Source organism: Spirillospora sp. CA-142024 (assembly GCF_050942325.1).
In the GTDB taxonomy this organism is placed as follows: Bacteria; Actinomycetota; Actinomycetes; order Streptosporangiales; family Streptosporangiaceae; genus Spirillospora.
Genome location: NZ_CP192077.1, coordinates 8121174 through 8143294, shown reverse-complemented (window position 1 = coordinate 8143294; position 22121 = coordinate 8121174). Strand labels below are relative to the sequence as shown.

The window sequence follows — 22121 nt, the reverse complement described above, 5'->3', positions numbered from 1 at the left end:
GCCCCGCGCACCGGTCCACGGCGCCTACTGCCGCGCTGACCTGTGGCGATATGCGTACGCATTGGTAACGGACCTATTGCGAAACGGTGCAAGCGGGAAGTTTGCCCGCATTCGCGAGGTAGCGTCCGATCGATTTCGGTGACCGGACCGGTCGCCGGACCGTGGGTGGGGAACGGAAGGAGCGCTACCTTGCGCCGTGGACTCAAGATTTCGCTCGTCACCGTGACGGGTGCGGCGCTGACGCTCAGCGCTTCCGCGTGCGGTGGCAAGAAGGCGGACACCGGCGGCGGTGACGAGGGCGGCAAGAAGGCCCTCAAGATCGGTCTCGCCTTCGACATCGGCGGCCGCGGTGACCAGTCCTTCAACGACTCGGCCGCCGCGGGCCTCGACAAGGCCAAGAAGGACCTCGACGTCAAGACCGAGGAGATCTCGGCCAAGCCGGACGAGCCGGACTCCGACAAGGAGTCCCGCCTGCGGCTGCTGGCCAACAAGGGCTACAACCCGGTCATCGGCGTGGGCTTCGCCTACACCGCCTCGATCAACAAGGTCGCCAAGGACTTCCCGAACACCAAGTTCCTGGTCGTCGACGCCGACCAGTGCAAGGTCGAGGGCGCGAACGTCAGCGGCGCGTGCTTCGCCGAGGAGCAGGGCTCCTACCTGGTCGGCGCCGCCGCGGCGCTGAAGTCCAAGACCGGCACGATCGGATTCATCGGCGGCGTCAACGTGCCGCTGATCAACAAGTTCTTCGCCGGGTACCAGGCCGGCGCGAAGAAGGCCAAGCCGGGCGTCAAGGTGCTGCCGGCCAAGTACCTGACGCAGCCGCCGAACTTCAACGGCTTCAAGGACGCCGGCCTCGGCAACGAGGCGGCCAAGGGCCAGCTCGACCAGAACGCGGACGTGATCTACCACGCCGCCGGAGGCGCGGGCATCGGCGTCATCAAGACCGTCGGCGCGGCCAAGAAGTGGGCCATCGGCGTCGACTCCGACCAGTACAACCAGCCCGCGGTCGCCGGCGTGAAGGACTACATCCTGACGTCCATGGAGAAGCACGTGGACGTCGCGGTGTACGACTTCGTCGAGAGCGTCGCCAACGGCAGCTTCAAGGCCGGTACCAAGCAGTACAACCTGCAGAACAACGGCATCGGCTACGCCACGTCCGGCGGCCATGTGGACGACATCAAGGCCAAGCTGGACGAGCTGAAGGCCGACATCGTCAGCGGCAAGATCACGGTTCCGACCAAGGCCTGACGCCGCGGCCGGGGTGCGGGATCCCTCCCGCGCCGTGACCGGGCGGACCGGTTTCGTCCGGCCGTAACCGTGCACCGGGCGTCACCATCGCGGTGGCGCCCGGTGGCGGCGGTTCCAGACACAGCACGTTCGAGGCAGGAGGAGGGGCACTCGTGCCTGACCAGGTGCCGGCCGTGCGGCTGACATCGATCACCAAGCGGTTCCCCGGAGTGGTGGCCAACCGCGACATCGACCTCACCATCGAGCGCGGCGAGGTGCACGCGCTCTGCGGTGAGAACGGCGCCGGCAAGTCCACCCTGATGAAGATCCTCTACGGCATGCAGAAGCCGGACGAGGGCACCATCGAGGTCGACGGCGAGCAGGTCGCCTTCCGGACCCCGGCCGACGCGATCGCCCGCGGTATCGGCATGGTCCACCAGCACTTCAAGCTGGCCGACAACCTGACCGTCCTGGAGAACGTGGTCCTCGGCGCCGAGCCCCGCGCGAAGGGCTGGCGGCGCGGCCGCATCGACTTCGCCGCCGCGCGCGCGAAGATCAAGGAGATGTCGCAGGCGTACGGGCTGCGCATCGACCCGGACGTGCTCGTGGAGACGCTCGGCGTCGGCGAGCGGCAGCGCGTGGAGATCCTCAAGGTGCTGTACCGGGGCGCCCGCGTGCTGATCCTGGACGAGCCGACCGCCGTGCTCGTCCCGCAGGAGGTCGACGAGCTGTTCGGCAACCTGCGGGAGCTGCGCGCCGAGGGCCTCACCGTGCTGTTCATCTCGCACAAGCTGGACGAGGTGCTGGCCGTCGCCGACACCATCTCGGTGATCCGGCGCGGCACCACGGTCGCCAAATGCCTCGACCCGGCCGAGGTCACCTCCCGGCAGCTGGCCGAGCTGATGGTCGGGTCCGAGCTGCCCACCCCCGAGCTGCGCGAGTCGACCGTCACCGAGGACGTCCAGCTGGACGTCGCCGGGCTGACCGTGCTCACCCCCGAGGGCCGTCCCGCGGTGGACGACGTGTCGCTGCGCATCCGCCGCGGCGAGATCGTCGGGCTGGCCGGCGTGGAGGGCAACGGGCAGACCGAGCTCATCGAGGCGATCATGGGCATCCGGCACGCGGACGCCGGAACCATCCGGTTCCTTACGGGGGGTGTGGGGGGTCGTCCCCCCACAATGAAACGCGACGGCGGCGACGACATCACCCAGTGGCCGACCCGGCGGCGCCGGGAGGCCGGCATCGCCTACATCCCCGAGGACCGGCACCGGCACGGGCTCGTCCTGGAGGGGACGCTCTGGGAGAACCGCATGCTGGGCCACCAGACCCAGCGGCCGAACGTGCGCGGCCCGTGGATCGACCGGCGCGGCGCCCGCCGCGACACCACCCGGATCGTCCAGGCGTACGACGTGCGGACGCCGGGGATCGACGTGCCCGCGGCCGCGCTGTCGGGCGGCAACCAGCAGAAGCTCATCGTCGGGCGGGAGATGTCCGGCGACCCGCACCTGCTGATCGCCGCGCATCCGACCCGCGGCATCGACGTCGGCGCCCAGGCCGCCATCTGGGAGTACCTGCGGCAGGCCCGCGCGGACGGGCTGGCCGTGCTGCTGATCAGCGCCGATCTTGAGGAACTCATCGGTATGTCCGACACCCTGCACGTGATCCTGCGGGGACGGCTGGTCGCGGAGGTCGATCCGCGGACCGTCACCCCGGAGGAGCTCGGCTCCGCCATGACCGGTGCGGGAGCCCCCTCATGAGCGACGACGCGAAGGACCCGAAGCCGCCGGGCGACGACGTCCCGGACGGCGCGTCCGCCTCGGGCGGCGAGTCAGGGGACCCGACGCCGGAGGAGGGCGCGACGCCGGAGAGCGGGACGTCCCTGCGCAAGGAGCCCGCGGCCGGTGACGCGCCGTCGGGGCCGGCGGTCCCGGAGACGGTGCCGTCGTGGAAGGCGATGCTGCGGGCGCTGGGCCCGCGCGGGCTCGGGCTGAAGATCGGCGCGCCGGTGCTGGCGCTGCTGATCTCCCTCGGCATCACCATGATCCTGCTGCGGATCACCGGCGCCGACCCGGTCAGCTCGATCAAGAGCATGATCGACTACGGCACCACCGAGAACTCGATCGTCGACATCCTCAACCGCGCCACCCGCTACTACCTGTCGGCGGTCGCGGTCGCGATCGGGTTCCGGATGGCGCTGCTGAACATCGGCGTGGACGGCCAGTACCGGCTGGCCGCGTTCCTCGCCGCCGCGCTCGGCGGGGCCGTCACCCTGCCCGCCCCGCTCGGCCAGATGCTGGTGATCGTCGCGGCGATGGTGGTCGGCGGGCTGTGGGCCGCGATCGCGGGCGTGCTGAAGGTCACCCGCGGGGTGTCGGAGGTGCTGTCCACGATCATGCTGAACGCGATCGCGACCGGCCTGATCGCCTACCTGCTGAACGACAAGCGGCTCGCCGACGTCCGGCCGGGGAGCAACAACGTCGCGACGCCGCAGATCCCCGAGTCGGGACGGGTCGGGGGCCTGAACGGCTTCCTGTCCTCGATCGGCATCGACCTGCCCGGCGACGTGTACGGGCTGCTGCCGCTCGCGGTCGTCGTCGGGATCGTGTTCTGGGTCGTCATCAACCACACCAGGTTCGGGTTCGACCTGAAGGTGTCGGGGCTGTCGTCGTCCGCCGCGCAGGCGAGCGGCGTCAACGCCCGCCGCATGATCGTCTACACGATGGTGGCGTCCGGCGTGGTGGCGGGCCTGATCGGCATGCCGGAGCTGCTCGGCGCGTCCTACGAGTACTCGCTGAACTTCCCCGCCGGGCTCGGTTTCACCGGCATCACGGTCGCGCTGCTCGGCCGCAACCATCCGGCGGGCATCGCGCTCGCCGCGCTGCTGTTCGCGTTCCTCGACCAGACCTCCGACGTGCTCCAGGAGGTCGACGTGCCGAAGGAGATCGTGGGGGTCATGCAGGGCGTGGTCGTGCTGACCGTCGTCATCGTGTACGAGCTCGTCCGGCGCTGGGAGATCCGGCTGCAGCAGCGGGCCGTCGCCGCCGAGCTGGCCACCGGCCACGACCTGGCCCGCGAGGCCGCTGGGAGTGCCTCATGAGCGCCGTGACCGAGACGGTGTCCGTCAAGAAGGCCGCGAACGGCGCGCGCCGGCTGCGCTGGCCGCACTATCTGCTGATCGCGTCCGGGATGCTGGTGCTGCTGTCGCTGGTCCGGGTGCTCGACGACGCCGACCCGGTGACGTCCAGCGGGACGGTCAGCGCGTCGCTGCGCCTCGCGGTGCCGATCTTCCTGGCCGGGATGGGCGGGCTGTGGTCCGAGCGGTCCGGCGTGATCAACATCGGTCTCGAGGGCATGATGATCCTCGGGACCTGGACGGGCGCGTGGGCCGGCTACCAGTGGGGCCCGTGGATCGGCGTCCTCGCCGGGATCGCCGGCGGCGCGCTCGGCGGCCTCCTGCACGCCATCGCGACCGTGTCGTTCGGCGTCGACCACATCGTGTCCGGTGTCGCGATCAACATCCTCGGGCTGGGCCTCACCCAGTTCCTGGCCGGGCTGATCTTCGACAAGGGCGAGGCGAAGGCCCTCGGCGGCGGCCCCCGGCAGTCGCCCCCGGTCGACCCGATCCAGACGCTGACGCTGCCGGTGCTGTCCGGCGGCAAGATCGGCGGCTGGCAGAGCCCCGACTGGCTCGGCACGCTGGAGAAGCACCACTGGTTCCTGGTCTCCGACATCGCGGGCATACTGCGCGGGCTGACCAGCGACATGTCGCTGCTGACGCTGGTGGCGCTGCTGCTCATCCCGGCCAGCTTCCTGGTGCTGTGGCGGACGGCGTTCGGGCTGCGGATCCGGTCCTGCGGCGAGGACCCCTACGCCGCCGAGTCGCTCGGCGTGCAGGTCTACCGGATGAAGTACGCGGCCGTGATGATCTCGGGCGGGTTCGCCGGGCTGGCGGGCGCGTTCCTCGTCACCGTCGCGGCCCCGTTCTACCAGGACGGCCAGACCAACGGCCGCGGCTTCATCGGCCTCGCCGCCATGATCTTCGGCAACTGGCGTCCCGGGGGCCTCGCCGCGGGTTCGCTGCTGTTCGGCTACACCGACGCGATGAACGTGCGCGGCGGCGGCCAGTCCGTGCACGCGCTCCTGCTGTTCGTGGCGATCCTGCTGATCGGCATCGCGGTCTGGCAGACCGTCCGGGCGAACCGGCTGCGCCCGCAGGCGGCGACCGACGTGGCGCAGCGCCGGGACATGCGCAACGCCTACTTCGGCGCCGTGCTGTCGCTGGTCGCCGCCGTCGCGCTGCTCGCCTGGTTCCTGCTGAGCGACATCGTCCCGGGCGAGCTGGTCTCGTTCACGCCGCACCTGACGACGCTGCTCGTCCTGGCCCTGGCCAGCCAGCGCCTCCGCATGCCCGCCGCCAACGGCCTCCGCTACCGGCGAGGCGAGGCAAGATAACCCTCATGGAGATCGACTGGTCTGGCCTGCGCGATGCCGCGCGGGAGGCGATGACGCGTGCGTACTGCCCGTACTCCGGGTTCCCGGTCGGGGCCGCGGCGCTGGTGGACGACGGCCGGGTCATCACGGGATGCAACGTCGAGAACGCCTCGTACGGCGTCGGCCTGTGCGCGGAGTGCGCCGTGGTGTCGGCGCTGCACGGGCCCGGCAAGTCGGAGCGGCCGCGGCTGGTCGCGATGGCGGTCGTCGACCGGCACGGGAACCCGCTGATGCCGTGCGGGCGCTGCCGCCAGCTGCTGTGGGAGCACGGCGGCGCCCCGATGCTGCTGGAGACGACGCGCGGCATCCTGCCCATGTCGGACGTCCTGCCGGACGCGTTCGGCCCGGACGACCTTGTCGAGAGAGGCTGATCGTGGACGCCATCGATGTCATCCGCGCCAAGCGGGACGGCGGGACGCTGACCCCCGGGCAGATCGACTGGGCGGTGGACGCCTACACGCGGGGCGCGATCGCCGAGGAGCAGATGTCGGCGCTGGCGATGGCGATCCTGCTGAACGGCATGTCCCGGCCCGAGGTGGCGCGGTGGACGGAGGCGATGATCCGCTCCGGAGAGCGGATGGACTGGTCGGCGCTGGACCGTCCGACCACCGACAAGCACTCCACCGGCGGCGTCGGCGACAAGATCACCCTGCCGCTCGCGCCGCTGGTGGCGGCGTGCGGCGCGGCCGTCCCGCAGCTGTCGGGCCGCGGCCTCGGCCACACCGGCGGGACCCTGGACAAGCTGGAGTCGATCCCGGGGTGGCGGGCGTCGCTGTCGAACGCGGAGATGCTGGACGTCCTGCGCTCGGCGGGTGCGGTGATCTGCGCGGCGGGCGGCGGCCTGGCGCCCGCGGACCGCAAGCTCTACGCGCTCCGCGACGTGACGGGGACGGTGGAGTCGATCCCGCTGATCGCGTCGTCGATCATGTCCAAGAAGATCGCCGAGGGTACGGGCGCGCTGGTGCTGGACGTGAAGGTCGGCTCCGGCGCCTTCATGAAGACGGTGGAGAACGCCCGCGAGCTGGCCGAGACGATGGTCGCGATCGGCACCGACCACGGCCTGCGCACCGTCGCCCTGCTGACGGCCATGGACCGTCCGCTGGGCAACGCGGTCGGCAACGCGGTCGAGGTCGCCGAGTCGGTCGAGGTGCTGGCCGGGGGAGGCCCGTCCGACGTGGTCGAGCTGACCCTGACGCTGGCCCGGGAGATGCTCGCCGCCGCCGGGCTGTCCGGCCGGGACCCGGCCGACGCGCTGAAGGACGGCTCCGCCATGGACGTCTGGCGTCGCATGATCATCGCCCAGGGCGGCGACCCGGACGCGCCGCTGCCGGCCGCCCGTGAGACCCATGTGGTGACCGCCCCGTCCTCCGGGGTCCTGACCAGGCTGGACGCCTACGGGGTGGGTGTCGCGGCCTGGCGTCTCGGCGCCGGCCGGGCCCGCAAGGAGGACCCCGTGTCGTTCGGCGCGGGCGTGATCTGCCACGCGAAGCCGGGGGACACCGTCAGGGAGGGGCAGCCGCTGCTGACCCTGCACGCCGACGAGGAGTCCAGATTCGGCCGCGCGCTCGAATCCCTCGACGGGGCGTACGAGATCGCCGAGGCGGGGGCGCCGCCCCGGACCCCGTTGATCATCGACCGGATCGCGTGAGCCGGGCGCTCACCGGTCCGCGCCCACTACGGTCGGCGCCCTTTTCGTATCGGTGAGTGAGCCCCGGGTCAAGCCTTGAATCCCCGTGCCCGCATCGCCGGAACGGCGTCCCGCGCTCACGTGTTTTGCCCGTTATCTCCGCGGTGCCGCGGACGGAGATCCTCCTTGCCGAAGGGCGGGGGAGATGCGGGGTCCCCGCACGCGCCCCCGTCATTGACCGGCGAATGGGCCGGTGTTCGACTGGATTCAGTGATCGCATTCGGGGGGAGGACGACGATGGCATTGGGAGAGCAACTGGGCCAGGACTCGGGGCAGATCACGGGGACCCGCGTACTGCCGCCGTCCGAGCAGGGCGAGGCACGGGTCGAGGTCTCCTTCGAGGCCCGCGGCCGCCTTCTCGACGAGGACATGGTGGACATGGGGACGTACGTGTCGGTCCTCGGCGCGGACGGCGTCCTGCGCGGTACCGGCCAGGGCTGCACGATGTCCGGCAGCGGAGAGACCCTCACCTGGGAGGGCACCGGGGTCGGCAGGCTCCTGAAGGACGGAGCGACCTCGTTCCGGGGCGCGATCTTCTACCGGACGACGTCCGGGAAGTTCTCGCGCCTGAACACCGTGGCCGCCGTGTTCGAGTACGAGGCGGACGCGAGCGGTAAGACGGAGTCCAGAGTCTACGAGTGGAAGTAGCGACCCTGGCTTAGCAAACCCCCCCGCCCGGCGGCCCGGCTCGACCGGCGACCGCCGGGTGGGGCGATATTCGGTGTCCCTCTTATGCGCGTCCGTCGAGGATCTCGAACCCGCCGAGCACGGTGGCCCGATCGAGTTCGGCGACCGGTCCCTGGCCTTCCGGCATCCGCTCGTCCGGTGACCGTCGGGCATGGCACCTGGCGGCAGGCGCCGTCGACGCCGATGAGGAACTCGCCGCCCTGCTGACAAGGCCGCGGCCAAGGCCGAAGGCCGGGAGATCGGTTTGGCCGAGCCCTGGGGCACGCGCTCGTCCACCCCGGCGACGCCCGCCTCTGGCTGCGTTCCGCGGTGGAGACCTTCGAGACGATCCGCGCTGCACCCTGGGCGGCCCGCGCGCGGACGGAGTTGAGCGCCGCGGGCGAGCGCTTCCGCCCGCGCGACGCCGAACCCGGCGGCCTGATCACACACCCCGGCGATGGCGGACTGCCGCCGGGTGAAGGACGGACTTGGAACGCCCGGTCAGTCGAGGCAGAACTCGTTGTCCTCGGGGTCGGTCATCAGGATGTGGCCGGCGCCGAGCGGGGGAGCGGGCTCGTAGCGCTTGAGGCGGGTGGCGCCATGGGCGACGAGCCGCTCGGCCTCCGCCTCCAGGGCCGCCATGCGCGCGTCGCCCTGGAGGCCGGGCGCGGCTCGCACATCGAGGTGCAGGCGGTTCTTGACCTGCTTGCCCTCCGGCACCCGCTGGAAGAACAGCCGCGGGCCGGAGCCTTCGGGGTCGACCACAGCCGAGGCGTCATTGCGCTTCTCGGGCGGAACGCCCATCGCCTCCAGCGCCTGGTCCCACGACTCGAAGCCTCCGGGCGGGTCCTGCAGCCGGTAGCCGAGGGCCTCGGCCCAGAACGCGGCCAGGGCGGCCGGGTCGGCGCAGTCGAAGGTGATCTGAATCTCGCGTGTCATGGTTCCGAGTTTCCCGCCTATAGCGGACAGAACCGTTCCGTGATCTGTAGGACGATGGGCCGGTGACTGTCGAGGGGACGACCGAGCGGGTGCTGCGGTTGCTGGGACTGCTGCAACGAGGGCGGTCCTGGACGTCCGCCGAACTCGCCGCCGAGCTGGGGGTCACCGACCGCTCGGTGCGCCGCGACGTGGAGCGGCTGCGCACGCTCGGCTACCCGGTGCACGCGGTGGCGGGAGTCGGCGGCGGGTACCGGCTCGGCGCGGGCACCCGGCTGCCGCCGCTGCTCCTCGACGACGAGGAGGCGATCGCCACGGCGGTGTCCCTGCGGCTGGCGTCGGGGGGCACGGTCGCCGGGGCGGGCGAGGCGGCGCTACGGGCGCTCGCCAAGCTCGACCAGGTGATGCCGCCCCGGCTGCGCGCCGAGGTACGGGCGGTGCACGGCGCCACCGCGACCCTGGTCGGCCCCGGAGTCGAGATCGACGCGGAGGTGCTGGTGACGCTCGCGCGGGCCTGCCGCGACGCCGTCCGGGTGCGGTTCGGCTACGCCGGCCGGGACGGCGAGGAGCGCGAGCGCACGGTCGAGCCCGTGCGGATGGTCACCACCGGCCGCCGCTGGTATCTGATGGCCTGGGACGTCGACCGCGACGACTGGCGCACCTTCCGGCTGGACCGGATGCGCGCGGTGGCCGCGACGACCTGGCGGTTCCGGCCGCGGGAGCATCCCGACCCGGTCGCCTACGTGCAGCGGTCCGTGACCGAGGCGCCGTACCGGTACGTCGCCCGCATCCGGGTGCACGCCGAGCCCGACCGGGTGCGGGAGCTGATGCCGCCCCAGGTGGGACGCGTCGAGGACGGCCGCGACGGCTGGTGCGTGCTCGTCGTCGGCGCGGAGGACCTGGACCTGCTCGCCGTGCACGTCGTCCGGCTGGGTTTCGAGACGGAGGTGCTGGAGCCGCCGGAACTGCGGGCGGCCGCCGCCCGCCTCGCCCGCCGCCTCACCGCCATGGCCGGCACCGACTGACCTCAGCCCGCGGTGACGGGGACGAGGCGGGGGGACGCCAGCCGGACGTAGTCGTCGGTGGCCAGGGCGATCGAGCGGTCCAGGCGGGCGGCGTTGAAGAACGGTTCGGGTCGTCACCACTCACCGCTGACCACCTTGCCGGCGATGGCGGGTGTCGTGGATGCGGGCGGCTCGATCTCGCTCGCCGCGCTGACGAACGTCGTCTTCCCCACGCCGATGCCGCCCGCGATGAGGATCTCGACCTGAGTGGGGAACGCCTGATCAGGCTCGTTGCAGGCCGTCGAGCAGCTTCTCCAGGAGATCCCGGTCGGTGTGGTCCGCCGCGATGCGCGGCGCTCGTGTCGTCATCGCCCCGCAGTGCACCAGGTCGGCGAGGAGCACCTTGGCGACCACCACGGGTAGCCGCAGATGCGCCGCGACCTCGGCGACGGAGGTCGGGCCGCGGCACAGGTCGGCGGCCCTGGCGTGCTCCGGGTCCAGGCCCGCCGGACGGTGCCCGGTCGCGGTGACCAGGGACAGCAGGGTCAGCTCGACGGCCGGGCGGGTGCGGCCGTCGATCACCGCGTACGGGCGCACCAGCGGCCCGGCGGCGTCGTCGAGCCAGAACTCGCCCATGCCGGCCGTCATGCCGGCCGATACGGCCGGCCGGTGGTGACGGCCGGCCGCACCGCGGTGTCCAGGAAGGGCCGGACGGCCTTGATCAGCCGGGCCATCTCGAAACCGACCACGGCAGGGTCGGCCTCCGCCCGCGCCAGCACCGCCAGCAGGGAATTGAATCCGGCCCACGAGAGGAACAGCTGGCTGCCCTTGAGTTCCGCCACCACCTGCCGGACCTCGTTGCTGCCGTCGAACTTCGTTCCGGCGCTGCGCGCTATGGAGAAGAGACCTGACGCGAGCGCCGCGAAGTGCTCCGCGTCGGCGCGGTCGAAGCCGTCGGCGGCCTTCATCATGCCGTCGGAGGACAGCAGCACGCTGCCGCGAATGACCGGAACCTCTTCGCCCAGGCCCCGCAACAGCCAAGCGAGATCCTGAGCCTGGTTCGGGGGGACAGCGCTCAACGGACGCTCCTTATCGCTCGTGGGGTTTCGTCGGGGGACTCGTGAGCGCGGGCGCGGCGGAGGCGAGGGCCGGCGCGTTGTCCGCGGCCGCCGGGACGGCCTCGGCCCGCGCAGGCCGGGCCTGGACCTCGGCGCCCTCCGCGTCGTCACCGATCTGCCCGCTCGGGATGACGACGACGGCCTGCGTACCTCCGTAGAGATTCCCCTGGAGCCGGACGCGGACATTGTGGCGGCGCGCGAGCGCGGAGACCACGAGGAGCCCGATGCGCCCCTCCTGCAGCAGCTCGCCGGTCTGGACGTCGTCGGCGCCGGCGAGCAGGTCGTTCAGCCGCCGCCTGTTCTCCGGCGGGATGCCGAGGCCGCGGTCCTCGACCTCGATGGCCAGGCCCGCGGCGACGTCCTCGACGCGGATGAGCACCTGCGTGGGCGGCGCGGCGAACCTGGTGGCGTTCTCGACGAGTTCCGCGAGGAGGTGGACGACGTCCGCGACCGCGCTGCCCTGCAGAGTCCCGTCGACGGGTGGCACGACCTTGACCCGGTCGTAGTGCTCGACCTCGGCGATGGCGGACCGCAGCACCTCGTACACGGTCACCGGCCGGCTCCACTGGCGGCGGGACGCGGCGCCGCCGATCACGGCGAGGCTCTCGGCCTGGCGGCGCATGCGGGTGCTGAGGTGGTCGACCTTGAACAGGCCCTTGAGGAGATCAGGGTCCTCGACCTGGTTCTCCAGCTCGTCCAGGCCCTGGATGGTCCGGTGGGCCAGTGACTGCATCCGGCGGGCGAGGTTGACGACGACGTCGACCCGCTGGTCCCCGCCCCCGGCGGAGGCGTGGTTCGCGGCGTCGAGCACGGCGTTCCACGCCTCGCCCTGCGCCTTCCGCAGTTCACCCGCGAGCCGCAGGAACGGGTCGCCGGGGTCGGTGGCCGGGGAGTCGTCCGCGGCCGGCAGGACGGCTTCGCCGGCGCTGAGCCGCGCCGTCAGTTCCTGCAGGCCATGCCGGCCGCGGGTGATCAGGAGCCACAGCTCGCCGAGCCGGCGATGCACCTCCTCCTGGTCGCGGACGGACAGCCGCGCGTGCTGCCGGTGGACGCGGCGGGTCGCGAGGTCCGCCGACAACGCGGCGGCGCCCATGATGATCAGGGTTCCCGCGCCGGCCACGACCAGGACCGGCAGCGTCGTCGGGGTCACGGCGTCGCCGGTGTAGAGCACCGCCGCGACGGCGACCCCGAGGAGCGCCATCGCCGTCGCGGGAAGGACGAAGATGCCCGGGTGGAAGCCGCGCACGCCGATCGGGCTCGGCGCGCCATGGGCGGGCGACCCGCCGTATCGCCGGCCACCCCGGCGCTCGGCGGCAGAAGATTCGGGGAAGTGAGGCATCGGCGTCCTCGGTGCGTTCGACGACAGGACACATTGCTCGGTAATGCGCACTTGACGCGTACAGTCCGTATCTAGGCTGACACAGTGCTCGATCGAGGAAGTGTGGATTGCCGAAGTTTCGGAGATACCGGAGTGCAATCAAGTGCCCTGTCCCGAAATGCCCACTTCTTCCGAAACTTGCGAACCGCAGGTCCATATTAAGAATATGGAGATGCCGAAGATCGACAATCAAAGATCGAATCTTCCGGAAACGAAGATCATATTCCCTGGACCTTCGTATATGTGAACGCCGGCCGCCCGCTCCGTGTCCCGGGCGCGAGGTCCTGGCGCGCCTCGGTGCCGCGCGGTCACGCGGGCGGTCGCCGCGGCATAAATTCTTTGCGCGGTGGGCCGCCGCCCGCCTAGGTTCGTCCCGTGGGACGCACGGTCATCGTCGGCGACATCCACGGTTGCTTCGACGAGCTGCTCGAACTGCTCGAAAAGATCGGTCTCCGCCCGGACGATCTCCTGGTCAGCGTGGGTGACCTGGTCGATCGCGGGCCCTCGCCCGGGGAGGTGACCCGGCTTTTCCGCGAGCGTCCGAACTCGGTCGCGGTCATGGGCAACCACGAGCGCAAGCACGTGCGCGGGATCTTCTCCTATGCGCAGGAGATCACGCGATTGCAGTTGGGCGACCGGTACGCCGAGACCGTCGAGTGGATGCGGACGCTGCCGTACTACTTCGAGGACGAGCATGTCCGCGTGGTCCACGCCGCGATGCTGTCCGGAATCCCGTTGGCCGAGCAGAAAGAGGAGATCCTCTCCGGCACGACCAGCGGCCAGCGGGAGCTCACCGCGCTTTTCCCGGACGGCCACTGGCACGACCACTACACCGATGCCAAGCCGGTCGTGTTCGGTCATCACGTGACCGGACATGAGCCGCTGATCCGCGATGCGCGGATCTTCGGCCTGGACACGGGCGCCTGCCATGGCTGGAACCTGACCGCGCTCTGCGTGCCCGGATTCACCGTTCACTCGGTGAAGGCGCGTGCCGATCATTGGTCGAACGTCAGGCGGCAATGGCAGTTGCCCGTCCTGAAGTCCAGGTCCTGGCACGACTTCACCTGGCCGGAACTCGCCGCGGAGCTGGCCGTGGCGAACGCCAAATTCTCGTCGACGGCCGACGCCGGAGCGCGCGGCTGGCTGGACGCGGTCGAACAATGGGCGGCGGATCTGCGGTCGTCGTTCCCCGCATTGGTCGCGGCGGCGCGTCAAGCCGCCGACGGGTGCACCAACGACGAGCTGCGGCGGCATCGCGCGGCGCGGTTCCTTTTCCAGGCCCGTGACGGCCGGCTCGACGAGGCCGCTTTGGCCAGGCAGTGCTCGACGCCCGGCAAGACGGCCGACCTGGCAGCCGCGCTCGGCCTGGCGGTGCCCGAGTCTCCGGCGTCCCGGTGACCCGCCGGCCTCCGGCGCCTTGACGCAGGTTAGTGCCGGTGCGAGCGTGAGAATTGATGGTGAAAGGGGGACCCATCATGACGGAAGTCAAGAGCATCGAGAAGCCGGACGAGCGGCGCGACTTCCCCAGGGGGCATCTGGAAGTCGTCAACCTGACGGGGCTGGTCTTCGGCAAGGCGACGTTCGAGCCCGGATGGCGCTGGACGGAGTCGGTCAAGGACATCGCCGGCACCGACCTCTGCGAGGTACACCACAACGGTTATGTCGTGCAGGGCCGGATGCGCATCCAGTCCAAGGAGGGCGCCGACCAGGAGGTCGGACCGGGCGACGTGTTCGTCGTCCCGCCCGGACATGACGCCTGGGTACTCGGGGACGAGGCTTGCGTGGTGTTCGATTTCGCCGGCGGCATCGGCGAGTACGCGAAGGCCGCGGGCTCCTAGGCGCCGACGGCGCGAACAAGGGTCCGCCGCGGAGCCGGGCCGCCTCATCGCGGCCCGGCTCCGCGGCCGTAGGGGAGCGCCGGGTCAGGGAAGCCTGTGGCGCTGGTAGTGGCGGGCGACGCGCACGCGGTTGCCGCAGCGGGCGGCCGAGCACCAGCGGCGGCGGGGATGGGCGGGCAGGAACAGCATCACGCACTCGGCGGCCTCGCACTGGCGGACCTTGCGGACCGCCGGGTCGGCCAGCAGCCCGGCGGCGGCCTCGGCCAGCCAGGCGGCGACCCGCGCCCCGGGTGAGCCGGTGCGGCGGCGGGTGGCGGTGACCGCCTCGCCGCCCCAGGCCAGTTCGACGATGGCGGGCGCGGCGCGCTGCGCCTGGTTGAGGGCGTCCAGATCGTCCGCCGCGGGCGGCCGACCATGGCGGACTCGGTCGAGTGCGCGGGCGGTGTGCTCCCGGACGTCCCGGACGGCGGCCAGATCGGCACCCGTCAGATCGGCGTCGGCGAGTTCCCGCGCCTCCTCGAACCGGCCGGCCTCCAGGCCCAGCCAGGACCGCAGGTCACCGGGGGTGGACAGCAGGTCGGCGGCCGCCGGACGGGTGTTGACCAGGTCCAGGGCCGGCGGCTCCCCGATCAGCGGGATCAGATCGCTCATGGCACTAACGGTACATCCATGCGTTGACACATTAGGCTCGCGGTCGTATATCTAATGCATCATCTTCGATGAGAGGTGTTAGGGATGTTTGCGATCGCTCGTACCGTGCACCGATACATCGACGTCGACGGCGTCCGTGTCTTCTACCGCGAGTCCGTGCCGGAGCGGGACGGCGCGCCCGTGCTGCTGCTGTTGCACGGCTTCCCGTCGGCCTCACACCAGTTCCGCCGGCTCATCGACGCCCTCGGTGCCCGCTACCGGCTGATCGCTCCGGACTATCCCGGCTTCGGTCACACGCACGCGCCGGACGGGTTCACCTACTCCTTCGACCGGCTCGCCGACATCACCGAAGGCTTCGTCCAGCGGCTCGGGCCGTCCCGCTTCGTCATGTACGTGTTCGACTTCGGGGCCCCGGTCGGCTTCCGGCTGGCCGAGCGGCATCCCGAGTGGATCGCGGGCCTGGTCGTCCAGAACGGCAACGCCTACGCCGATGGCCTGTCGGACGCCGCCCGCGACTTCATCGCGCTGCGCCCCGGGACGCCCGGGGCGGAGGAGACCGTCCGCGGCCTGCTGACGCCGTCCGGCACCAGAAGCCAGTACGAGACCGGCGTCGCGGCCCCCGAGTCGCTCGCCCCGGACGGCTGGACGCTCGACCAGCATTTCCTCGACCTGCCGGGCCGCAAGGAGGCGCAGGTGGCGCTGGCCTTCGACTACCACTCCAACGTCGAGCGCTACGACCGCTGGCAGGCGTGGCTGCGCGAGCACACCCCGCCCACTCTGATCGTCTGGGGCGCCGGCGATCCGTTCTTCCCCGAGCCCGGGGCCCGCGCCTACTCGCGGGACGTCCCCGACGCCGAACTCCACCTCTTCGACACGGGGCACTTCGCCCTGGAGACCCACCTTCCCGAGATCGCCCCGCTCATCGCCACCTTCATGGACCGCACCTGGAGGGGGCCCGGTAGGTTCGAGGGATGAACGTTCGGCCGACTCTTGAGGACATTCGGCGTGCGCCGAAGGTGTTGCTGCACGACCACCTGGACGGCGGGGTGCGCCCCGCGACCATCGTGGATCTGGCGCGTGAAACCGGGTACGGGGATCTGCCGACCACCGACGCCGGCAACCTGCGGGCATGGTTCGAGGAGGCGTCCAACTCCGGATCGCTCGAACGGTACCTGGAGACGTTCTCCCACACCGTCGGGGTGATGCAGTCCGTCGAGGCGCTCACGCGGGTGGCGTACGAGTGCGCCGAGGACCTGGCGAAGGACGGCATCGTCTACGCGGAGGTCAGGTACGCGCCCGAGCAGCATCTCCGGGACGGGCTGTCGCTGGAGCAGGTCGTCGAGGCCGTCCTGGACGGGTTCGCCCGGGGCCGCGAGGACTTCGGGATCCGGGTCGGGACGCTGGTCACGGCGATGCGGCACCAGGCGCGGTCCATGGAGATCGCGGAACTGGCCGTCCGGTACCGCGACGCGGGCGTCGTCGGGTTCGACATCGCGGGCGCCGAGGCCGGGTATCCGCCCACCCGGCACCTCGACGCGTTCGAGTACCTGCAGCGGGAGAACGCGCACTTCACCATCCACGCGGGCGAGGGGTTCGGGCTGCCGTCGATCTGGCAGGCGATCCAGTGGTGCGGTGCCGACCGGCTCGGGCACGGCGTCCGGATCATCGACGACATCGAGGTGGACGGCGACGAGGCGCGGCTCGGCCGGCTCGCCGACTACGTGCGGGACAAGCGGATCCCGCTGGAGATGTGCCCGACGTCCAACATCCAGACGGGCGCGGCGAAGTCGATCGCCGCGCACCCGATCGGGCTGCTGCGGCGGCTGAGCTTCCGTGTCACGGTGAACACCGACAACCGGCTGATGAGCGGCACGACGCTGTCGGAGGAGTTCGCCAAGCTCGCCGACGCGTTCGGGTACGGATGGGACGACCTGCAGTGGTTCACGGTGAACGCGATGAAGTCGGCGTTCGCGCCGTTCAACGAGCGGCTCGAACTCATCAACGGCGTGATCAAGCCCGGTTTCGCGCAGCTCAAGTGGAGCGGCGCCCGGCCACTGGCATGATCGGGCCATGACCATCCGTTCCACTGGCGGGCGTGTCGCCGCTTACGCGTGGCTCGCGTTCGCCGTGCTCAACTTCGTGGACCTGTTCGTCGGCATCACCGGTGACCCCGACTACTCGCTGACGACGTTCGCGATCACGTTCCTGCTGCTGTTCGGCTGCGGGATCGCGTACACGGTCGGCCTGCGGCCGATGATCGCCGGCGACGACGAGGGGGTCACCGTCCGCAACCCGCTGCGGGAGGTCCGGGCGCCGTGGGGCGCCGTGCGCAAGATCGAGGGCAAGAACGCGGTGACGGTGTCCTTCGCCGGCCCGGACGGGGCGGACCTGGAGACGCGCGCCTGGGTCCTGCAGACCTCGCCCCGGGCGCAGGCCAAGGCGGAGGCGCGCGCGCAAAAGGAGGCCCGCAAGGGCGAGAGCCTCGATCTGCGTGGGCGGACTCCGACCATGTACGCCGCGCAGCAGCTCAACGAGCTCCGCGACCGGCACCGCCCGAAGGCGAGATCAGGTGCGCCGGACAAGGCCGCCGCGGCCAAGGCGGAGGAGCCGGCCACGGGCACGGTCAGATGGTCCATTCCGGCCGTGGCGGCGGTGACCGTCCCCCTGGTGGTGCTGATCGTCCTCGTGGTCGTGGGCGTCGTCAGCTGAGGGCCGCGGAAAGGTCCGCGCGCAGGGCTTCCAGGTCGGAGGCGGCGCGCGCGCGGGTCGCGGTGATGTCGTCGCCGACCGGGAGGACGACCTCCAGGTAGCACTTCAGCTTCGGCTCCGTGCCCGACGGGCGGATGACCACGCGGGAGCCCCCGGACAGCCGGAAGCGCAGACCGTCGGTGGGAGGCAGGCCCCCTTCGGGGCGGGCGAGGTCGTCCACCGACTCGACCCGGTGTCCGCCCAATGCCCGTGGGGGAGCGGCGCGCAGCCGGGTCATCGCGGCGGTGATCAGGGACAGATCGTCCACTCTGATCGAGAGCTGGGACGTGGCATGCAGCCCGTACTTGCGGGCCTGGGCGTCCAGCAGGTCGAGCAGCGTACGGCCGTCGCGTTTCGCGTCGGCGGCGAGGGCGGCGACGGCGAGGGCGGCGCCGATGCCGTCCTTGTCGTTGACGAGGACGCCGCGGTCGTCGCCGACGCTGTAGCCGAGCGCCTCTTCGTAGCCGAACACCAGCCGGTGCCCCGGGTCGCCCGCCTTCATGATCCACTTGAAGCCGGTCAGCGACTCGGCGAACCGGACCCGGTGCGCGGCGGCGATCGAGCGCAGCAGGGACGACGACACGATCGTGGTGACGACCAGGCGGTCGTCGCCTGTGGTGTGCCGCAGGACGTGCTCGGCGAGCAGGCCGCCGACCTCGTCCCCGGTCAGTGCCCGCCAGCCGTCCGGCGACGGGACGGCGACCGCGCAGCGGTCCGCGTCCGGATCGTTGGCGATCACCAGGTCGGCGTTCCGGGTCTCGGCGAGGCTCAGGGCCAGGTCGAGCGCGCCCGGTTCCTCCGGGTTCGGGAACGCGACGGTCGGGAAGTCGGGGTCGGGCTCGGCCTGCTCGGGCACGACGACCGGCGCGGGGAACCCGGCACGGCCGAACGCCGCCAGCAGGACGTCCCGTCCCACGCCGTGCATGGGCGTGTAGACGATCGAGATGCCGCGGTCGCCGCCGAGGTGCAGGGACGACACGGCGTCCAGATAGAGGCCGGCGTCGCGATGGACGGGCCAGCCCTCGCCGAGCGGCAGCCCGTCCACGCGGCCGACGGCGTCGATCGCGGCGGAGATCTCCGCGTCCGTCGGCGGGACGATCTGCGCGCCGTCCGCCCAGTACACCTTGTAGCCGTTGTCGCGCGGCGGATTGTGGCTGGCCGTGACCATGACGCCCGCCACGATGTCGTCGAACGTCCGGGTGAAGTGGGCGAGGACGGGGGTCGGGACGGGATCGGCGAACACCTCGGGACGCAGGCCCGCCCCGCTGAGCACGGCCGCCGTGTCGTCGGCGAACCGCCGCGAGCCGTGCCGCGCGTCGAACCCGATGACCACCCGGCCGCCGGCGGGCAGGCAGGCGGCGAGTCCTGCCGCGGCGCGCATGACCGTGACCCGGTTCATCCGGTTCGGGCCGGCGCCCAGCTCACCGCGCAGCCCGGCCGTGCCGAACTCCAGCCGCGTGCCGAACCGGTCGGCCAGGGCGGCGTCGTCGCCCTCGTCCAGGATCACCCGGAGTTCGGCGCGGGTGTCCGGGTCCGGGTCCTGCGCCAGCCACTCCTCGGCCCGGGCGCGCAGATCGCTCACAGCTTCGCCAGCACGGTGCCGAGCAGGGTGCCCATGCGGCCGGCGGACGCGCGCCCCGCCGCGAGGACCTCCTCGTGGTCGAGCGGCGCGTCCGACAGCCCGGCCGCGATGTTGGTGACCAGGGAGATCCCGAGCACATCGGCACCGCCCCGCCGGGCCGCGATCGTCTCCAGCACGGTCGACATGCCGATCATGTCGGCGCCTAGCGTGCGCAGCATCCGGATCTCGGCGGGCGTCTCGTAGGTCGGGCCGCGGAACGCCGCGTACACGCCCTCGGACAGCGTCGGGTCGATCTCCCGGGCCAGTGCGCGCAGCCGTCCCGAGTACGCCTCGGTCAGGTCCAGGAACGTCGCGCCGGTCAGCGGGTTCGCGCCTGACAGGTTCAGATGGTCGGAGATCAGCACCGGGTCGCCCACGCGCTGGTGCTCGGGCCGCAGCCCGCCCGCCGCGTTGGTGAGCACCATCGTCGTCACGCCGGCCGCCAGGGCCGTCCGGACGGGATGCACGACCGCGTCGACACCGCGCCCCTCGTACAGGTGCGTCCGGCCGAGGAACACCAGCGCGCGGCGCCCGCCCACCTCGACGACCCGGATCCGCCCGGCGTGGCCCTCCACGGCCGGGGGCGCGAACCCGGGCAGGTCGGTGACCGTCAGCTCGGCGACGGGCTCCCCCAGCTTGTCGGCCGCCGGAACCCAGCCGGATCCCATCACGAGGGCGACGTCGAAGGAGTCGATGGACGTGCGGGCGCGCAGCTCCGCGGCCGCGTCCTGCGCGAGTGCAAAAGCGTCGTTGCTCACATCGCCGACACTACAACCGGGTTCCCCGCGCCTCGCCGGGGCATCCGAGGCGTCAGTCGCCGAGCGACTTGCAGGGGCGGGTGCGCAGGTCCTTGACGTAGTCGTCGGGCGCGCCGGCCTTCTCGGCCGCGTCGGCGAGGATGCCGAGGTAGCGCGCGGACGGCAGCCCGCCCTCGTAGTCGTCCAGGACGTACAGCCAGCACAGCGCGTCGCCGTCGAGCGTCTGCACCCGGACCCTGATCTTGCGGTAGACGTCGAGCGCGGCGCCCTCCCAGGCGTCGAGCTCCTTCTCGTCCCACGCGGGCACGTCGTACATGACGACGAAGACCTGCTCCGAGTCGTCCTCGACGACCGTCGCGAGGGCTCCGTCCCAGCCCTTGTCCTGCCCGCCGAAGGTCAGCCGCCAGCCGGCCAGCCAGCCGGTGCCGCGCATCGGGGAATGCGGAGCCCGGCCGGCCATCTGCTCGGGATCCATGTTGGAGGCGTACGCCGCGTACAGTGCCACGTTGGCCAAGGCTACGCCACCCATGCTCAGGGGTGTGGGGGTCGTCCCCCAAAGGGGACGCGCCACGCTTGCTCAGGGGTGTGGCGGTTGCCCCCCACGGGGAACGCGCCACGCTTGTTTCGGGGTGCGGGGTTGCCTATATGCCTGGTCAGTTCCGGTAGGCGAACGCCCGTTCACCAGGCGATTTCGGTGTGTTCTCGCTCTCCTGTTCGAGGTTCGGCGGTAGGGTTCTTGATATGTCGGGGACGGGGCGGGAGAGGCGGCTGGGTGAGGCCCGGAACGCCCGGTACACCTACCGGCTTCGGTTGTCGGCCCGGGCCGAGCGCGCGTTGCTGGCCGAATGGGATCGGTGCCGGTGGGTGTGGAACCAGTGCGTCGCCGAATCCCGTGCCGCTCACAAGGTGGGGGGAAGGATCGGCCCAGCGAAGCTGGACAAGATGTTGACCGGCTGGCGCGCCGACCACGCCTGGTTGGGTAAGGGTTCGAGCGTGCCGCAGCAGCAGGCCATCCGTGACTTCGGCCGCTCCAGAGCCAAAGCGATCAAGGACATCAAGGCGCGGTTGCCGGAGCGGCAGCGCGCCGGGATGCCGCGCTTGAAGAGAAAGGACGCGGCGGACCCGACGTTGAACTACACGCGTCGCGGGTTCCGGCTTACCGGTGGCCGTCTGAACCTGGCGGGCGGCGTCGGCGTGACGGTGGTGTGGTCGCGTGACCTTCCGACCGCTCCCTCGTCAGTGCGGGTGTACCGGGACGGCCTCGGCCATTGGTATTGCTCGTTCGTCGTGGCGGCTCAGGTTGAATCGCTGCCCGCGACTGGAAAGGCGATCGGTGTGGACTGGGGCGTGAAGGAACTCGCCACCACCACCAGCGACGCGCACGATCTTCCCCATCCCGGGCACGGCCGCACGGCCGCCGACCGCCTGGCCAGGTACCAGCGGCAGATGGCGCGCCGCCGTGCCCCGAAGGGCGCGCCGGGATCCAAGGGGTACAAACGCGCCGCTCGCCGTACGGCCAAGCTGCACAAGAAGGTCCAGCGGCAACGCCGGGACACGGCCCGCAAATGGGCCAAGCGGATCATGCGCGACCATGATCGGGTCGCGGTGGAGGATTTCCGGCCCAAGTTCCTGGCCCACTCGACGATGGCACGCAAAGCCGCCGACGCGGCCATCGGGGCCGCCAAGCACGAACTGATCAACATGGGGCGGAAGCATGGACGCCAGGTCGCGCTGGTCGACCCCAGGCACACCACCACCGACTGCGCGGGCTGCGGAGCGAGAACCAAGCACGCACTGCCGTTGTCGGAGCGTACTTATACCTGCCTCGCGTGCGGGCATGCGTCTCCTCGAGACAAGAACTCCGCGCAGGTGATGCTGGTCCGGGCCGGTTTCGTCCCGGCCGGTGTTGAGGGCGCAAGACCTGGGAGTCCGCCGGGCTCCCAGGCTGCCTGAGCCGGAAATCCCCGCGAACCCCGTGAGGGGAGGAACCTCCTCCCT

General features: G+C 71.4%; 22 protein-coding genes. 14 read left to right on the top strand and 8 right to left on the bottom strand.

Annotated elements, in window-relative coordinates; translation table 11 throughout:
- Window positions 1–189 precede the first annotated feature (189 nt).
- From ACQPZP_RS38420 to ACQPZP_RS38390, 7 genes are all read left to right on the top strand, one after another.
- The gene (locus ACQPZP_RS38420; protein WP_433474562.1) at window positions 190–1248 is read left to right on the top strand and encodes a BMP family lipoprotein; all 1059 of its coding nucleotides are present in this window, start codon (window positions 190–192) and stop codon (window positions 1246–1248) included.
- A gap of 152 nt (window positions 1249–1400) precedes the next feature.
- A complete protein-coding gene (locus ACQPZP_RS38415) occupies window positions 1401–2984 on the top strand; it encodes an ABC transporter ATP-binding protein (RefSeq protein WP_433474561.1) in 1584 nt (527 codons plus the stop codon).
- Entirely contained in the window at window positions 2981–4324 is a 1344-nt protein-coding gene (locus tag ACQPZP_RS38410) for an ABC transporter permease (protein WP_433474560.1), read from the top strand. The genes ACQPZP_RS38415 and ACQPZP_RS38410 overlap by 4 nt, the downstream gene beginning before the upstream one ends.
- Entirely contained in the window at window positions 4321–5679 is a 1359-nt protein-coding gene (locus ACQPZP_RS38405; RefSeq protein ID WP_433474559.1) for an ABC transporter permease, read from the top strand. Before ACQPZP_RS38410 ends, ACQPZP_RS38405 begins: the two co-directional genes overlap by 4 nt.
- A 5-nt stretch (window positions 5680–5684) precedes the next feature.
- Window positions 5685–6089 carry a cytidine deaminase gene (locus tag ACQPZP_RS38400; RefSeq protein ID WP_433474558.1) on the top strand — a complete coding sequence of 135 codons (405 nt, stop codon included), beginning with the start codon at window positions 5685–5687 and terminating at the stop codon, window positions 6087–6089.
- Between the two features lie 2 nt (window positions 6090–6091).
- Window positions 6092–7366 (top strand): thymidine phosphorylase, encoded by a 1275-nt coding sequence (locus tag ACQPZP_RS38395; RefSeq protein WP_433474557.1) that lies wholly within the window; start codon window positions 6092–6094, stop codon window positions 7364–7366.
- Between the two features lie 276 nt (window positions 7367–7642).
- Entirely contained in the window at window positions 7643–8053 is a 411-nt protein-coding gene (locus tag ACQPZP_RS38390) for a hypothetical protein (protein ID WP_433474556.1), read from the top strand.
- 519 nt (window positions 8054–8572) lie between these two features.
- Here the strand turns inward: ACQPZP_RS38390 and ACQPZP_RS38385 are convergent.
- Window positions 8573–9010, bottom strand: coding sequence for a VOC family protein (locus ACQPZP_RS38385; RefSeq protein ID WP_433474555.1), 438 nt, complete (start codon window positions 9008–9010; stop codon window positions 8573–8575).
- 62 nt (window positions 9011–9072) lie between these two features.
- On the opposite strand from ACQPZP_RS38385, the gene ACQPZP_RS38380 reads away from it, so the two are divergent.
- Complete coding sequence (locus ACQPZP_RS38380; RefSeq protein WP_433474554.1) at window positions 9073–10032, top strand: helix-turn-helix transcriptional regulator; 960 nt, start codon at window positions 9073–9075, stop codon at window positions 10030–10032.
- Window positions 10033–10293: 261 nt separating this feature from the next.
- Here ACQPZP_RS38380 and ACQPZP_RS38375 read toward each other — a convergent pair whose 3' ends face one another.
- The 3 genes from ACQPZP_RS38375 to ACQPZP_RS38365 are packed head-to-tail and all read right to left on the bottom strand — an operon-like array spanning window position 10294 to window position 12468.
- Entirely contained in the window at window positions 10294–10647 is a 354-nt protein-coding gene (locus ACQPZP_RS38375) for a DUF742 domain-containing protein (RefSeq protein ID WP_433474553.1), read from the bottom strand.
- An 8-nt stretch (window positions 10648–10655) separates the two neighbouring features.
- Window positions 10656–11090, bottom strand: coding sequence for a roadblock/LC7 domain-containing protein (locus ACQPZP_RS38370; protein ID WP_433474552.1), 435 nt, complete (start codon window positions 11088–11090; stop codon window positions 10656–10658).
- 10 nt (window positions 11091–11100) lie between these two features.
- A complete protein-coding gene (locus ACQPZP_RS38365; protein WP_433474551.1) occupies window positions 11101–12468 on the bottom strand; it encodes a sensor histidine kinase in 1368 nt (455 codons plus the stop codon).
- A gap of 414 nt (window positions 12469–12882) precedes the next feature.
- On the opposite strand from ACQPZP_RS38365, the gene ACQPZP_RS38360 reads away from it, so the two are divergent.
- Window positions 12883–13905 (top strand): metallophosphoesterase family protein, encoded by a 1023-nt coding sequence (locus ACQPZP_RS38360; protein WP_433474550.1) that lies wholly within the window; start codon window positions 12883–12885, stop codon window positions 13903–13905.
- 77 nt (window positions 13906–13982) lie between these two features.
- Window positions 13983–14345 (top strand): cupin domain-containing protein, encoded by a 363-nt coding sequence (locus tag ACQPZP_RS38355; RefSeq protein WP_433464560.1) that lies wholly within the window; start codon window positions 13983–13985, stop codon window positions 14343–14345.
- 84 nt (window positions 14346–14429) lie between these two features.
- Here the strand turns inward: ACQPZP_RS38355 and ACQPZP_RS38350 are convergent, their stop codons facing one another.
- Window positions 14430–14996 (bottom strand): CGNR zinc finger domain-containing protein, encoded by a 567-nt coding sequence (locus tag ACQPZP_RS38350; RefSeq protein WP_433474549.1) that lies wholly within the window; start codon window positions 14994–14996, stop codon window positions 14430–14432.
- Between the two features lie 84 nt (window positions 14997–15080).
- On the opposite strand from ACQPZP_RS38350, the gene ACQPZP_RS38345 reads away from it, so the two are divergent.
- From ACQPZP_RS38345 to ACQPZP_RS38335, 3 genes are read left to right on the top strand one after another with little or no spacing between them, the layout of a single operon-like run.
- Complete coding sequence (locus ACQPZP_RS38345) at window positions 15081–15971, top strand: alpha/beta fold hydrolase (RefSeq protein WP_433474548.1); 891 nt, start codon at window positions 15081–15083, stop codon at window positions 15969–15971.
- Window positions 15968–17059, top strand: a complete 1092-nt coding sequence (locus ACQPZP_RS38340; protein WP_433474547.1) for an adenosine deaminase — start codon at window positions 15968–15970, stop codon at window positions 17057–17059. Before ACQPZP_RS38345 ends, ACQPZP_RS38340 begins: the two co-directional genes overlap by 4 nt.
- A 7-nt stretch (window positions 17060–17066) precedes the next feature.
- Window positions 17067–17705 carry a PH domain-containing protein gene (locus ACQPZP_RS38335; RefSeq protein WP_433474546.1) on the top strand — a complete coding sequence of 213 codons (639 nt, stop codon included), beginning with the start codon at window positions 17067–17069 and terminating at the stop codon, window positions 17703–17705.
- Here ACQPZP_RS38335 and ACQPZP_RS38330 read toward each other — a convergent pair.
- The 3 genes from ACQPZP_RS38330 to ACQPZP_RS38320 are packed head-to-tail and all read right to left on the bottom strand — an operon-like array spanning window position 17698 to window position 20628.
- Window positions 17698–19326, bottom strand: coding sequence for a phospho-sugar mutase (locus ACQPZP_RS38330; RefSeq protein WP_433474545.1), 1629 nt, complete (start codon window positions 19324–19326; stop codon window positions 17698–17700). The genes ACQPZP_RS38335 and ACQPZP_RS38330 overlap by 8 nt on opposite strands.
- Window positions 19323–20123, bottom strand: a complete 801-nt coding sequence (locus tag ACQPZP_RS38325; RefSeq protein WP_433464553.1) for a purine-nucleoside phosphorylase — start codon at window positions 20121–20123, stop codon at window positions 19323–19325. Before ACQPZP_RS38325 ends, ACQPZP_RS38330 begins: the two co-directional genes overlap by 4 nt.
- A 52-nt stretch (window positions 20124–20175) precedes the next feature.
- Window positions 20176–20628 carry a gamma-glutamylcyclotransferase gene (locus ACQPZP_RS38320; protein ID WP_433474544.1) on the bottom strand — a complete coding sequence of 151 codons (453 nt, stop codon included), beginning with the start codon at window positions 20626–20628 and terminating at the stop codon, window positions 20176–20178.
- A 236-nt stretch (window positions 20629–20864) separates the two neighbouring features.
- On the opposite strand from ACQPZP_RS38320, the gene ACQPZP_RS38315 reads away from it, so the two are divergent.
- Window positions 20865–22076, top strand: a complete 1212-nt coding sequence (locus tag ACQPZP_RS38315; protein WP_433474543.1) for an RNA-guided endonuclease InsQ/TnpB family protein — start codon at window positions 20865–20867, stop codon at window positions 22074–22076.
- Window positions 22077–22121: the final 45 nt, after the last annotated feature.

Coding starts and splice junctions, on each gene's coding strand:
- ACQPZP_RS38410 (WP_433474560.1), top strand. CDS start 2,981: ATGAGCGACGACGCGAAGGACCCGAAGCCGCCGGGCGACGACGTCCCG.
- ACQPZP_RS38405 (WP_433474559.1), top strand. CDS start 4,321: ATGAGCGCCGTGACCGAGACGGTGTCCGTCAAGAAGGCCGCGAACGGC.
- ACQPZP_RS38400 (WP_433474558.1), top strand. CDS start 5,685: ATGGAGATCGACTGGTCTGGCCTGCGCGATGCCGCGCGGGAGGCGATG.
- ACQPZP_RS38390 (WP_433474556.1), top strand. CDS start 7,643: ATGGCATTGGGAGAGCAACTGGGCCAGGACTCGGGGCAGATCACGGGG.
- ACQPZP_RS38385 (WP_433474555.1), bottom strand. CDS start 9,010: ATGACACGCGAGATTCAGATCACCTTCGACTGCGCCGACCCGGCCGCC.
- ACQPZP_RS38375 (WP_433474553.1), bottom strand. CDS start 10,647: ATGGGCGAGTTCTGGCTCGACGACGCCGCCGGGCCGCTGGTGCGCCCG.
- ACQPZP_RS38365 (WP_433474551.1), bottom strand. CDS start 12,468: ATGCCTCACTTCCCCGAATCTTCTGCCGCCGAGCGCCGGGGTGGCCGG.
- ACQPZP_RS38355 (WP_433464560.1), top strand. CDS start 13,983: ATGACGGAAGTCAAGAGCATCGAGAAGCCGGACGAGCGGCGCGACTTC.
- ACQPZP_RS38350 (WP_433474549.1), bottom strand. CDS start 14,996: ATGAGCGATCTGATCCCGCTGATCGGGGAGCCGCCGGCCCTGGACCTG.
- ACQPZP_RS38345 (WP_433474548.1), top strand. CDS start 15,081: ATGTTTGCGATCGCTCGTACCGTGCACCGATACATCGACGTCGACGGC.
- ACQPZP_RS38340 (WP_433474547.1), top strand. CDS start 15,968: ATGAACGTTCGGCCGACTCTTGAGGACATTCGGCGTGCGCCGAAGGTG.
- ACQPZP_RS38335 (WP_433474546.1), top strand. CDS start 17,067: ATGACCATCCGTTCCACTGGCGGGCGTGTCGCCGCTTACGCGTGGCTC.
- ACQPZP_RS38315 (WP_433474543.1), top strand. CDS start 20,865: ATGTCGGGGACGGGGCGGGAGAGGCGGCTGGGTGAGGCCCGGAACGCC.